Annotated in this window: 14 protein-coding genes; 10 read left to right on the forward strand and 4 right to left on the reverse strand. The window is 67.1% G+C overall.

Annotated features, from left to right (window positions below; all coding sequences use genetic code 11):
- Window positions 1–2 precede the first annotated feature (2 nt).
- From ACNQR1_RS00935 to ACNQR1_RS00945, 3 genes are all read left to right on the forward strand, one after another.
- Window positions 3–761: a class I SAM-dependent methyltransferase gene (locus ACNQR1_RS00935; RefSeq protein WP_418050228.1), complete on the forward strand. Its 759-nt coding sequence runs from the start codon at window positions 3–5 to the stop codon at window positions 759–761.
- 56 nt (window positions 762–817) lie between these two features.
- Entirely contained in the window at window positions 818–2,305 is a 1,488-nt protein-coding gene (locus ACNQR1_RS00940) for an aldehyde dehydrogenase (RefSeq protein WP_418043322.1), read from the forward strand.
- Between the two features lie 150 nt (window positions 2,306–2,455).
- The gene (locus ACNQR1_RS00945; protein ID WP_036446466.1) at window positions 2,456–2,677 is read left to right on the forward strand and encodes a hypothetical protein; all 222 of its coding nucleotides are present in this window, start codon (window positions 2,456–2,458) and stop codon (window positions 2,675–2,677) included.
- A 20-nt stretch (window positions 2,678–2,697) separates the two neighbouring features.
- On the opposite strand, the gene ACNQR1_RS00950 is transcribed toward ACNQR1_RS00945, so the two are convergent.
- Complete coding sequence (locus ACNQR1_RS00950; protein ID WP_418043324.1) at window positions 2,698–3,495, reverse strand: crotonase/enoyl-CoA hydratase family protein; 798 nt, start codon at window positions 3,493–3,495, stop codon at window positions 2,698–2,700.
- 166 nt (window positions 3,496–3,661) lie between these two features.
- Here ACNQR1_RS00950 and ACNQR1_RS00955 point away from each other — a divergent pair, with 166 nt between their 5' ends.
- Both ACNQR1_RS00955 and ACNQR1_RS00960 read left to right on the forward strand, forming a co-directional pair.
- Window positions 3,662–3,826 carry a hypothetical protein gene (locus tag ACNQR1_RS00955; RefSeq protein WP_418043326.1) on the forward strand — a complete coding sequence of 55 codons (165 nt, stop codon included), beginning with the start codon at window positions 3,662–3,664 and terminating at the stop codon, window positions 3,824–3,826.
- Window positions 3,810–4,454: a TetR/AcrR family transcriptional regulator gene (locus ACNQR1_RS00960; RefSeq protein WP_418043328.1), complete on the forward strand. Its 645-nt coding sequence runs from the start codon at window positions 3,810–3,812 to the stop codon at window positions 4,452–4,454. Before ACNQR1_RS00955 ends, ACNQR1_RS00960 begins: the two co-directional genes overlap by 17 nt.
- On the opposite strand, the gene ACNQR1_RS00965 is transcribed toward ACNQR1_RS00960, so the two are convergent.
- From ACNQR1_RS00965 to ACNQR1_RS00975, 3 genes are all read right to left on the reverse strand, one after another.
- Entirely contained in the window at window positions 4,438–4,965 is a 528-nt protein-coding gene (locus ACNQR1_RS00965; RefSeq protein WP_418043330.1) for a dihydrofolate reductase family protein, read from the reverse strand. The genes ACNQR1_RS00960 and ACNQR1_RS00965 overlap by 17 nt on opposite strands.
- A gap of 3 nt (window positions 4,966–4,968) precedes the next feature.
- Entirely contained in the window at window positions 4,969–5,892 is a 924-nt protein-coding gene (locus ACNQR1_RS00970) for a helix-turn-helix domain-containing protein (RefSeq protein WP_418043332.1), read from the reverse strand.
- Window positions 5,893–5,955: 63 nt separating this feature from the next.
- On the reverse strand, window positions 5,956–6,795 hold the full coding sequence (locus ACNQR1_RS00975; protein ID WP_418043334.1) for an arylamine N-acetyltransferase family protein: 840 nt from the start codon (window positions 6,793–6,795) through the stop codon (window positions 5,956–5,958).
- A gap of 58 nt (window positions 6,796–6,853) precedes the next feature.
- Between ACNQR1_RS00975 and ACNQR1_RS00980 the strand changes: the two genes are divergently transcribed.
- The 5 genes from ACNQR1_RS00980 (at window position 6,854) to ACNQR1_RS01000 (ending at window position 12,650) form a co-directional block, all read left to right on the forward strand.
- A complete protein-coding gene (locus ACNQR1_RS00980) occupies window positions 6,854–7,426 on the forward strand; it encodes a hypothetical protein (protein ID WP_418043336.1) in 573 nt (190 codons plus the stop codon).
- A gap of 149 nt (window positions 7,427–7,575) precedes the next feature.
- Complete coding sequence (locus ACNQR1_RS00985) at window positions 7,576–8,385, forward strand: 1-acyl-sn-glycerol-3-phosphate acyltransferase (RefSeq protein ID WP_418043338.1); 810 nt, start codon at window positions 7,576–7,578, stop codon at window positions 8,383–8,385.
- A 6-nt stretch (window positions 8,386–8,391) separates the two neighbouring features.
- A complete protein-coding gene (fadD12, locus tag ACNQR1_RS00990) occupies window positions 8,392–10,038 on the forward strand; it encodes an acyl-CoA ligase FadD12 (RefSeq protein ID WP_418043340.1) in 1,647 nt (548 codons plus the stop codon).
- Window positions 10,031–11,266, forward strand: coding sequence for an alpha/beta hydrolase (locus tag ACNQR1_RS00995; RefSeq protein ID WP_418043342.1), 1,236 nt, complete (start codon window positions 10,031–10,033; stop codon window positions 11,264–11,266). Before fadD12 ends, ACNQR1_RS00995 begins: the two co-directional genes overlap by 8 nt.
- Before the next feature lie 10 nt (window positions 11,267–11,276).
- Window positions 11,277–12,650 (forward strand): FAD-binding oxidoreductase, encoded by a 1,374-nt coding sequence (locus tag ACNQR1_RS01000; RefSeq protein ID WP_418043344.1) that lies wholly within the window; start codon window positions 11,277–11,279, stop codon window positions 12,648–12,650.
- Window positions 12,651–12,694 lie beyond the last annotated feature (44 nt).

A 12,694-nucleotide genomic window follows, 5' to 3' on the forward strand; every position in this document is an offset into this window, starting at 1 on the left:
AGATCTCCGCGCGGTTCGCCCGCAGGGCGACCCTGAGCCGATCGGTGCGCCTACTGGCGCAGTTCCGGTTCGAACAGAGCGAACCGGCCCGGTTCTACGGGGCGCTGGCCGCCGATACCGTCGCCATGACCACCGATCTGTGGACGGCGACCACCGGCGAATCGCCTGCCGGACGCACCGTGCTCGACGTCGGCGGCGGACCCGGCTACTTCGCGTCGGCGTTCGACCAGGCCGGCATGCACTACATCGGGGTCGAGCCCGATCCGCGCGAAATGCACGCGGGGCCGGCCACCGATGCGACCGAGGGCACCTTTGTCCGGGCCTCCGGAATGGCCCTTCCCTTCGCCGACGACACCGTCGATGTCTGCCTGTCCTCCAACGTCGCCGAGCACGTGCCACACCCATGGCGGCTGGGCAACGAGATGTTGCGGGTGACGAAGCCCGGCGGGCTGGTGGTGCTGTCCTACACGGTCTGGCTCGGCCCGTTCGGCGGCCACGAGATGGGGCTGACGCACTATCTCGGGGGCACTCGTGCCGCCGAGCGGTACACCCGCAAACACGGCTATCGACCCAAGAACGACTACGGCTCGTCGTTGTTCGCGGTGTCGGCCGCCGATGGCCTGCAATGGGCCCGCTCCACCGGCGCACTGATCGCCGCATTTCCCCGCTACCACCCGCGATGGGCGTGGTGGATGACATCGGTGCCAGGGTTGCGGGAGTTCCTGGTGAGCAATCTGGTGCTGGTTCTTCGACCGTCCTGACCCAGCCACTGGAACAGGTTCTCGTTTTTCCGGGAAATCTAGGTAATGTGACGCCCATGACACAAACTTCGTCAGCCGCGCCAGCTGTGACCAGGACGGAATTCGACAAACTGTTCATCGGCGGCCATTGGGTGGAGCCCTCGACCTCCGAGGTCATCGAAGTGTTCTCCCCCGCGACCGGCGAGAAGGTCGGCCAGGTCCCGCTCGCCGCCGAGGCCGATGTCGACGCCGCCTGCGCCGCGGCCCGCAAAGCGTTCGACGAGGGCCCCTGGCCGCACATGTCGCCCGAGGAGCGCCAGGCCGTGCTGGCCAAGGCCGTCGAGCTCATCAACGCGCGGGCCGAGGAGTTCAAGCACCTGCTGAAGCTGGAGACCGGCCAGCCGCCGACCATCGTCGACATGATGCAGTTCGGTGCGGGGGTGTCGAGCCTGCAGTACTACGCCGGCGCGGCCGACAAGTACGACTGGAAAGACATCCGCGACGGCATCTACGGCCAGACCCTGGTCATCAAGGAGCCGATCGGCGTTGTGGGCGCCGTCATCGCCTGGAACGTGCCCTTCTTCCTGGCCTGCAACAAGCTGGGTCCGGCCCTGCTCGCCGGCTGCACCGTCGTGCTCAAGCCGGCCGGCGAGACCCCGCTGACCACCAACCTGTTCGCCGAGGTGCTCACCGAAGCCGGCCTGCCCGAGGGCGTGCTCTCCGTGGTGCCGGGCGGTCCCGAGACGGGCCGCGCGTTGACCGCCAACCCGGAGCTGGACAAGTTCACCTTCACCGGCTCCAGCGGTGTCGGCAAGGAGATCGGCAAGATCGCCGCCGAGAAGCTCAAGCCGTGCACGCTGGAGCTCGGCGGCAAGTCCGCGGCGATCATCCTCGAGGACGCCGACGTGGACTCGACCCTGCCGATGCTGGTGTTCTCCGGCCTGATGAACTGTGGCCAGGCCTGTGTCGGCCAGACCCGCATCCTGGCGCCGCGGTCGCGGTATGACGAGGTCGTAGAAAAACTTGCGGAAGCTGTCAGTTCGATGCCGGTGGGCCTGCCCGACGACCCGGCCTCGATGATCGGCCCGCTGATCTCCGAGAAGCAGCGCGACCGGGTCGAGGGCTACATCAAGAAGGGCGTCGAGGAGGGTGCCCGCATCGTCACCGGCGGCGGCCGGCCCGAGGGCCTGGATTCGGGCTGGTTCGTGCAGCCCACGGTGTTCGCCGACGTCGACAACTCGATGACCATCGCCCAGGAGGAGATCTTCGGGCCGGTGCTCGTGGTGATCCCGTTCGACACCGAGGAAGACGCGGTGCGCATCGCCAACGACTCGCCGTACGGCCTGGCCGGCAGCGTGTACACGACGGACTTCCCCAAGGCCGTCGAGATCGCGTCGAAGATCCGCACCGGCACCTACGCGGTGAACATGTACGCCTTCGATCCGGGCGCCCCGTTCGGCGGGTTCAAGAACTCGGGCATCGGACGCGAGAACGGGCCGGAGGGCATCGACGCCTACACCCAGGCCAAGAGTGTGCTGCTGCCGTTCGGCTACACCCCGCAGTAACACGCCGCGCGAGTAATACTCGCGACCCGACGCGAATGTCCCGGAAGACCACGGTTTTCCGGGACATTCGTGTCTGCTGGGCCAGGGATCGGACAGCCTGCATTCAGGTTGCGCAACTACGGTGGGCGCCCCGACAACAAGGAGGCACCCATGGCAGTTTCGGTCGATCTGGCGAAGTCGCTCGACAAGGCCTACGAGGACAAGTCGCTCAAGGAGATCCTGGACGCCTCGCCGGCCGCACTGGCCGGCGTCACCGACGCCGATGCCGAGCACCTCGCCGCGGCGTTCAACATCAAGACCGTGCGCCAGCTCGGGTCCAACAAGTTCTTCGCGGTGGCCGCGGCCCTGGTCGCGCTGGAGTCTGCCGGCTAGTTCTGCCGGCGCTGAAAACCTCAGCGCCCCTGGAAGCTCGCGGCTCGGCGCTCGATGAAGGACTGCACGCCTTCGGCGGCGTCAGCGGTGCCGAACAGCTCGGCAACGGCGGGCCGCAACCGCGCGATCGCGGCGGCGTCCCCGTCGCGGTGCGCGGTGTGCGCCGAGGCGAGAGTGGCTCGGACCCCGAGCGGGGCGGCACGATCGGCGATGGTGTGCGCGATCTCCCGGGCTCGGGCGACGGCCGCATCGGCATCCGGCACGACTTCCTGGATCAGCCCGATGCGGTGTGCCTCGGTCGCGTCGAACTCGTCACCGGTGAGCAGCCACCGCATGGCGTTGCCCCAACCCGTCTGGCGCGGCAGCCGCAGGGTGGCACCGCCGAACGGGTAGATGCCGCGCAGCACCTCGATCTGAGCGAACCGGGTGTCCTGCGCCGCGACGCGGATGTCGGCGGCCAGGAGCAGTTCGATGCCGAGGGTCAGGCATCGGCCCTGGGCTGCCGCGACGACCGGTTTCGTCCAGTCGCCGTCGAGGCGCCACGGGTCACGTCCGCCCTCGGGCATGGGCAGTTCCCCACTGGCCACATACGGTGCCACGTCGACGAGATCGAGCCCGGCGGTGAAGTGCCCACCGTGGGCGAAGAGCACACCGGCGCGCAGATCGTCGTCGGACTCGAGCAGTCCGTAGGCGAGTGCGAGGTCGGTGAGCATCGCGACGTTGAACGCGTTGCGTTTGTCCGGGCGGTTGAGTCCGATCAGCAGGACGTGACCATCGCGCTGCAGCGTGAGGGTGTCCAGGGCCGGGTCTGTCGTCATAGGGGCAGTCAACGCCGGTCCCCCAAATTATGCAAGTCATCATAATTTGGATCTGATCCGCCGTGTCGGTGAGGACCTGTTCAGAAGCAGTTCACCTGCTAGTCTTTTGCTCACAGGCATGTTCGTTAGATACTCGACACCATGCGAGGATTCCATCATTTCTATGGTGGATGACATAGAAGGGCGGTGCGCGATGTGGGTCGTCGAACTCAACCTCGCCGGTCACCGGTTCACCCGTCGGGTCCGCACACCACACCCGCCGGTGCGCACCATCACCCCTCGGATGCTGCTTCGCTGTTCCTCGCAATTCCTGCATGACCGGGTCGCCTGACACCGCCACGAAGCCACGGAACAAGCGTGGCTCCACCCGCGCCCGCATGCTCAGCAGCGCGGTCGAGGTGCTGCGCGAGCGAGGCGCCGCCGGCGTCACGATCGACGGGGTACTCGCGCGCAGCGGCGCACCGCGCGGCTCGGTCTACCACCACTTCCCCGGTGGGCGACGCCAGATCCTGATCGAGGCGCTCCAGTTCGCCGCGAACACCATCGGCAGTGTCATCGGCGCCGAAAGTTCCGACAGTGCATGGGATCTGGTACACCGTTTCGTCGAATTCTGGGAACGAGTACTCACCGGCAGTGATTTCACCGCCGGCTGTCCGGTCGTTGCGGTGGCGATCGCCGCGCCGGACGAAGAGCCGGATCTCGCCGCGGCGGCCGCGGCCATCTTCGACCGCTGGCGCGCCGCCCTGACCGCCTCCTTCGCCGCGGACGGCTTCGACGAACCCGATGCGTCCTCGCTGGCGGTGATGTGTATCGCCACTCTCGAGGGCGCTGTGGTGCTGTGCCGGTCGTCGCGATCGGTCGACCCACTGCACGACGTCGCCCGACAGCTCGAATTCCTGATCAAATCAAGGGAATTCGTCCGGCGTAACGGTGTTCCCCGGCTCAGCCCGCCGGCCTGACCCATCGGACACAGACGAACTCACCGTTGGGTGCAGATTCGGCCAGCACCCACTCGGAACGGACCGGCAGCACCGCGGCCCCCGCCCCCAATGTGCAGGGCGCATAGCTGACGACCATCTCGTCGATCAGCCCGGCCGCGACGAACTGGGCGGCGACCTCTCCCCCGCCGACCACCCAGACATCCTTGCCCGCCGCGGCCGTCACCAGTTCGGGATGCAGCGCGCCGACATCTCCCGAGTAAACCTCCACCGGATGCCCCATAGTGACGATCTCCGGACGGTGGGTCAGCACCCACGTCGGCTGTTCGTACATCCACTCGTCAGGGTGGTTCTTCACGATCCACTCGTACGTCGCCGAGCCCATCACCAGTGCGCCAATGGTTTTGATGAACTCGTCATACCCGAACGGGCCCTGCTGGTCGATGTTCCGCGAGATCAGCCAGTCCAGGCTGTCCTGCGCATCGACGATGAACCCGTCCAGGCTCGACGCGGTGTAATACACGGTTCTCACCGGTCAGTCCCTCCTCATCCATTCCAGCGGGTCGCCCCGGTCGACTTCCATGCCGTGTCGGGTCAACATGCCCCGAACGAGTGCACGCCGATGCGCCGAGTAGGTCAGCACGTGCGCGATGATCCCGTACAACTGAAAGGATTCCGGCGGATCGCACAGCGCATCTATCACGGTGTCGCCCAGCCGCCCCGCGGCCGAGTACTCGGATATCAGTGTGGTCCAGCGCTTTCCGATGGTGCGATGGTGCGCGGCGAGTCGGCCGGCCGTCGCCTGGCCGGTCGTGGCGCGCGAGGGGAAATCCCGGCCCTCGATGGTCGCCAGCCACACCTCCTTGGTCCACACGATCGCGCCGAGTACCGCCGCGACGCTGGGCTCCGGTCCGTCCCAGTCCAGCACCACCTGACCCGGTGAAATGTCCTGGTTCCATTGCTGTTCAGACAGGCCGGCGGCGGCACCGATCAGGTACTCGGTGTCGGCGACGTCGTGCACGAGCATGAACTGGGCGATATCCGGACCGGATGCCTGCCCTGGGTCGGCGTCGCACCACAACGACTGCGGCGGATGGAAGTGCACGCCGTTGGGAGCGGTCAACCGGAACCCGACATCGTCGGCCCGAGACGGCGGCACGCCGAAGGCACGGCGGAACGCGCGGGAGAACACCTCGGCCGACGACCACCCTTCGGCCTCGGCCACCTCCGCCACCCCGGTCCCCTGCTGCAGCCGCCAGGCCGCCCGCTCCAGCATGACCCGCCTCCGCAATGCAGCAGGTGGTTCCCCGGTGAGCCTGCGTACCTCCCGGGAGAAGTGAAACTCCGAGGCGAAACTGCTGCGAGCCATGTCGCCGACGCCCGAGTTCTCGTCGTCGACGACGGCGTCGAGCAGCTCGCGCAGCCGGTCACGACCGTTCGGTTGGTCCTCCACGGTCACCGAGTATGGTCGGCCGCCTGCCCTCTGAACATGACATTTCCTGCTCTGGTTACCCGGGAGCGCTCAGCTGTCCAGCACCTGCGCCACCCGGGCTTCGACGTCGACGCCGTCCAGATCGGACAGGTTGATGCCGAACCGTTCGGTGAGGGCATCGAGAACCTGTGCGGCCGTGTCGAATCGGATGCGCTCGGTCTCACCGTGACTGTGGATCGCCAGGTTCCGCCCGCGCAGGTTGATCCTGGCGTCGTCGGTGACCAGCGCGGCGGTGAGCCCGACGACGAAGACTCCTCCGGGATGCGTTGACACATACCAGCTTCCGACCTCAAGGTCGATCTGCGGCTGCGGCACCGCGGTGAACCGGTAGAGCGGCTGCCACTGGCCACGCACCTGCGCTGCCAACTCGAGTTCCGGCTCGTGGCGGGTGGGCAGCTCGACCAGCCGGTAGGGCTCATGGCGGGTCTGCTGCACCGCACCGGTCTGCAGCAGGATCGGCGACGACAACGTCTGCCCACCGAAGCCCACATCGACGAGGTAGCGTCCGGCTTCCCCGGGCACCGTCACGGCCAGCACGTTGTGGGTGAGCGCAGGCAACGGCGAGTCGGGCTCCTTCATCCAGACCACCCGCCCGGCAAGCCGCTCGACGCCGTACCCCAACTCGTCGAGTACATGGCCGAGCAGACCGTTGTGCTCGTAGCAATAGCCGCCGCGGCGACGGGTGACGAGTTTGTCCGACAGCGCCGCGGCACTCAGATCGGCGACAGGGATGCCCAGCAGCGGGTCCAGGTTCTCGAACGGGATCGACCGGCCGTGGGCGGCGACGATGTTCCGCAGCACGTCCGAACCGGGTGACGCCGGACCTTGATAGCCGATCCGGTCGAAGTAGGCGGCGAGGTCTGATCCCATGACCGTCAATGATGCTGCCTCAACAACGGTTGAGGTCAACGCGGAGGACACTGGACCGATGGCTGCCCATCTCACCGAAGGATTGCGCGAGGATCTGCTGGCCCGCTGGTCGGAATCCCACCGCAGGCACCACAACGTCGCGCACCTGCACGAAGTGCTCGACGCGATCGGCACCCTTGCCGACGACGGCCTGCATTTCGACCGGGAAGCCGTCGAACTCGCGGCATGGTTCCACGACGCGGTCTACGACACCGCCCGCGACGACAACGAAGAGCGCTCGGCGATGCTGGCCCGCCAACTCCTGGACGGATCCCCGGACCGCGACGAAGTGGCCCGACTCGTCCTGACGACCAAGTCCCACAAGGTCGACGCCGGCGACCTGAACGCCGCGGTGCTCAGCGACGCCGACCTCTCGGTGCTCGGCGCGCCTGCTCTTCGCTACCGGCAGTACGCCGACGCCGTGCGCGACGAGTATGCGGCGGTGCCCGACGACGTGTTCAGGCCTGCGCGGGCACGGGTGCTCTCGGCGTTGCTCGACGGACCGATCTTCCATACCGTGCCCGGGCGGGAACGCTGGGAGGAGCAGGCCCGGCGCAATGTCACCGAGGAGATGAGCGAGCTGAACTCATAGCGACGCCACTCGACCTGTGGTTTTGAGAGGATTGTCCGCGGCTACTCAGCGGTAGGTCGAGGGACCCACATAGCAAATGGGTTTTTCGGCCTCGACCTGGGTACACTAGCAAAACTAGAACACGTTCCAATCCACATCAGGGGGACCCTGTGGCTGCGACCGACATCGACCCGTCCGAAATCACCAAATGGGATCCGGGCCTGACCGAGAAGGTCATGGGCTTCCTACGGCCGCTCATCAAGGGCTACCACCGCGCCGAGGTGCGAGGGCTGGACAACTTCCCCAACGGTGGTGCGCTCGTGGTGTCGAACCACTCGGGTGGCCTGTTCGCGCTGGACGTGCCGGTGTTCGCGACGGGCTTCTACGAGAAGTTCGGTTACGAGCGCCCGGTGTACACGCTGAGCCACGACATGTTGATGACCGGTCCGACCGCGGCCTTCTTCAAGAAGACCGGCTTTATCCGGGCCAACCACGAGAACGCCGACGAGGCGCTGCGCTCGGGCGGCGTGGTCGTGGTGTTCCCCGGTGGTGACTACGACGTGTACCGGCCGACCCTCTCGGCCAACAAGATCGACTTCGCCGGGCGCACCGGCTATGTCAAGGCCGCGATCAACGCCGGCGTACCGATCGTCCCGATGGTCGGTATCGGCGGCCAGGAGACCCAGCTGTTCCTGTCCCGCGGCACCGGGGTCGCCAAGGCGCTCGGCCCGATTGCACGGCTGGCCCGCACCAAGATCGTGCCGGTGTCGTTCGGGTTCCCGTTCGGCCTGTCGGCGGTGCTGCCGCTCAATGTGCCGTTGCCCACCAAGATCGTGATGAAGACGCTGCCGCCGATCGACATCGCCGCCGAGTTCGGTGAGGACCCCGACATCGACGAGGTCGATGCGCAGGTCCGCCGGGTCATGCAGCGTGCGCTGGACGAGCTGGCCGAAGAGCGCCGCTTCCCGGTGATCGGTTGATCGCCGGTGAATCCGTTTGATCTGCTGACGGGACCGCTGGACCGAGTCACCGACACCGTCGGCCTGGTCAGCACCATGCGCCGGGCCGGCATCATCACCGCGATGCGCCCGGACAAATACCTGCGCATCGCCGCCGCCATGGCGCGCGAGAACATGAGCGTCACTTCGGGTTTCGCCGCCGCGGCGCAGCGCTGCCCGAACCGGCCCGGCCTGGTCGACGAACTCGGCACGCTGACCTGGCAGCAGGTCGACCAGCAGGCCGACGCCCTGGCCGCAGGCCTGCAGGCACTGCCGGGTGGTGAGCCGAAAGTGCTCGGCATCATGGCCCGCAATCACCGCGGCTTCGTGCTGTCGCTGATCGCCGCCAACCGCATCGGCGCCGACGTGCTACTGCTCAACACGTCCTTCGCCGCGCCGGCGCTGGCCGAGGTATTGGTACGTGAGACGGACGGCAAGACCAGTGCCGTCATCTACGACGAGGAGTTCACGGATACCGTCGACCGGGCGCTCGCCGATCTCCCCACGACCGCACGGATTGTGGCTTGGACCGACACGCACGCCCACGACGTCACCGTGGCGAAGCTCGTCGAGGAGCACCGCCGTCAGGAGCCCCGGCGGGCCACCGACAAGAGCAAGGTCATCCTGCTGACCTCCGGGACCACCGGAACTCCCAAGGGCGCCAAGCATTCCGGCGGTGGCCCCGAGGTGCTGAAGTCGATCCTGGACCGCACCCCGTGGCACACCGAAGAGCGGGTCGTGATCGTGGCGCCGATGTTCCACGCCTGGGGTTTCTCCCAGCTGGCCTTCGCGGCGTCGATGGCCTGCACCATCGTCACCCGGCGCAAGTTCGATCCCGAGGCCACGCTCGAGCTCGTCGACCGGCACCGGGCCAAGGGGCTGTGCGTGGTGCCGGTGATGTTCGACCGGATCATGGAACTGCCCGAGAACGTGCTGAACCGCTACGACGGGCGCACGCTGCGGTTCGCCGCGGCATCCGGATCGCGCATGCGTCCTGACGTCGTCATCGCGTTCATGGACCGGTTCGGCGACATCATCTACAACAACTACAACGCCACCGAGGCCGGCATGATCGCCACCGCGACACCGGCCGATCTGCGCGCGGCACCCGATACCGCGGGTAAACCCGCAGAGGGCACCGAGATTCGCATCCTCGACAGCGAGTTCCGGCAGGTGCCCACCGGGGAGGTGGGCACCATCTACGTGCGCAACTCGACCCAGTTCGACGGCTATACCTCCGGCTCCACGAAGGATTTCCACGAGGGCTTCATGTCCTCGGGCGATGTCGGCTACCTGGACCAGGCGGGCCGGCTGTTCGTGGTGGGCCGCGACGACGAGATGATTGTCTCCGGCGGTGAGAACGTGTACCCGATCGAGGTGGAGAAGGTCCTGGCCGGCCATGCCGATGTAGCGGAGACCGCCGTGATCGGCGTCGACGACGCGCAGTACGGGCAGCGGCTGGTCGCGTTCGTGGTGCTCGCCGGTGCCATCACCCCCGATGAGCTCAAGGCGTATGTTCGAGAGAACCTCGCCAATTACAAAGTGCCGCGAGAGATCACCGTGCTCGACGAGTTGCCACGCAACAGCACAGGCAAGATCGACCGGCGCCAGCTCCAGGAGAAGGTGAATGGCTGAACGCCGACGGCTGCTCGCAGCGGCCGCTGAGCTGCTCAATGCTGCCAACGCAGTGAAACCGATCGGACGCAGGGGTTACAGCACCATCCTGGCCTTCGCGTTCGGCTGGCCGACCTCGGAGAACGCACCACTGGTGATCACCGGTTCGGCCCTCGATGCGCTGCGCCGCGCCGTTCGTGGTGACTACCGGTCGGCGAGCGGTCGAATCTCTTTGCTGCTCAAAGTCATTTCCTGGGCGCTGCTGGTGCTGGTGCACCGTCGCGGTGTGCAGTCCCGGCCATACTTCGAAGATCCGGTACGCGAGGCCCTCGCCGACGAGTACCCGTCGGCGCTGCGTCCCCTGCGACGCGGCGAGGTGTACTCCACGTCGGTGAGCCGGCGCCGCTACGTGCGCAAGACCGTGCACTACGGCCCTCACCGGGCCAACCTCGCCGACATCTGGATGCGCCCCGACCTGCCGCGCGACGGCAAGGCGCCGGTGCTGCTGCAGGTGCCGGGCGGGGCCTGGATGATCGGCATGCGCCGGCCGCAGTCATATCCGCTGATGAGCCACCTGGCCGAGCAAGGCTGGATCTGTGTGTCGATCGGCTACCGGATCAGCCCGCGCCACCCGTGGCCCGACCACATCATCGACGTGAAGCAAGCGCTGGCCTGGGTGAAGGCCAACATCGCCGAGTACGGCGGCGACCCCGACGCGGTGTGCATCACCGGCGGATCGGCAGGGGGGCATCTGACCGCGCTGGCCGCGCTGACCCCCAACGACCCCAAGTGGCAGCCCGGTTTCGAGGACGCCGACACTTCGGTGGCAGCCGCGGTGCCCATCTACGGCCGCTACGACTGGTTCAGCACCACAGGCGCCGGTCGCAAGGAGTTCGTCGAGGTCCTCGAGCGGCTCATCGTCAAACTGCCGCTGGCCACCAACGATCAGGTGTACAAGGACGCCTCACCGATCACGCTGGTACACCCGGACGCTCCGCCGTTCTTCGTGCTGCACGGGGTCAACGACTCACTGATCCCGGTGCGTGAAGGCCGTGAGTTCGTCAAGGCGCTGCGTGCGGTGTCGAATTCCCCGGTGATCTACGCGGAGATCCCGCACGCCCAGCACGCGTTCGACATCTTCGGCTCGGCGCGCGGGCACTACACCGCTGATGCCGTCTCCGAGTTCCTGAACTGGGCCCGGGCCACCGCCCAGGCGGAGAACACCGCGGACATCGCTTCCGGTTACTAGAATTTCTGAGATGTCCACGCCGGACACCGAGATCGCCGCGCTGGCCGCCGAGTTGCCTGACCATGCGGTGATCACCGATCCCGCCGTGATCGAGGGCTATCGCCGCGACGCGGCGCTCGATCCGGAGGCAGGCCGGGCACGCGCCGTGGTGCGGGCAACCAGCACCGAGGACGTGCAGGCGGTGCTGCGATGGGCCGGCGCGCATGGTGTCGCCGTGGTGCCGCGGGGGGCGGGATCCGGGCTCGCCGGCGGCGCCAACGGAGTCGACGGCGGCCTCATCCTCAGCACCGAACGGATGCGCGACATCCGCATCGATACCGCGAACCGCACCGCTGTGGTGCAACCCGGTCTGATGAACTCCGAAGTGAAGAAGGCGGCCGCCGAGTACGGGCTGTGGTACCCGCCCGACCCTGGTTCGGTCGAGATCTCCTCGATCGGCGGGAACGCGGCGACCAATGCCGGTGGGTTGTGCTGTGTGAAGTACGGAGTCACGAGTGATTACGTGCTGGACATGCAGGTCGTGCTGGCCGACGGCACGGCCGTGCGGCTGGGCGGCCCGCGGTTGAAAGACGTTGCCGGCCTGTCGTTGACGAAGCTGTTCGTCGGTTCCGAGGGCATCCTCGGGGTGATCACCGAACTCACACTGCGGCTGATCCCGGCGCAGCCGCCGGCGTCGACCGCGGTCGCGCTGTTCAGCTCGGTGGAGGACGCCGCCGACGCGGTGGTCGCCATCACCGACAAGGTCCGGCCGGCCATGCTGGAGTTGATGGACCACGCGACCATCAACGCGGTCGAGGACTACCGCCGCATGGGCCTGGACCGCTCGGCGCAGGCGATGCTGCTGGTTCAATCCGATGCACCGGGTGCCGCCACAGAGGAAATCACCCACATCGTAGAAGCCTGCGAGAAGTCCGGTGCCACAGAGGTTTACGCGACCGATGACCCCGAAGAGGGCGCCGCGTTCACCGCGGCCCGTCGGCTGGTCGGCCTGGCCCTCATGCAACTGGGCACGTTCTACCTCGAGGACGTCACGGTGCCGATACCCGACCTGCCGGAACTGGTGGCCGGCATCAAGCGCATCGCCGAGGACTGCGACGTGCTGATCTGCGTCGTCGCACACGCAGGTGACGGGAACACCCACCCCGTGGTGGTGTTCGATGCCGACGATCCGGACATGAGTGAGCGGGCCCGGCAGGCCTTCGCCCGGGTCATGGAACTGGCGATCGCCATGGGCGGCACCATCACCGGTGAGCACGGGATCGGCCGGCTCAAAAGGGATTGGCTGCCACTCCAACTCGGCGACGACGTGATGGCGTTGACCCGCCGGATCAAGGACGCCCTGGACCCACAGGGCATCCTCAATCCGGGTGCTGTGTTGCGCTAGTTCCCACGCGCCGAGACTACGGTTCTTGACGTAATTCGCCGGAT

It is taken from the genome of Mycobacterium sp. 48b (genome assembly GCF_048282725.1).
Taxonomy (GTDB): Bacteria; Actinomycetota; Actinomycetes; order Mycobacteriales; family Mycobacteriaceae; genus Mycobacterium.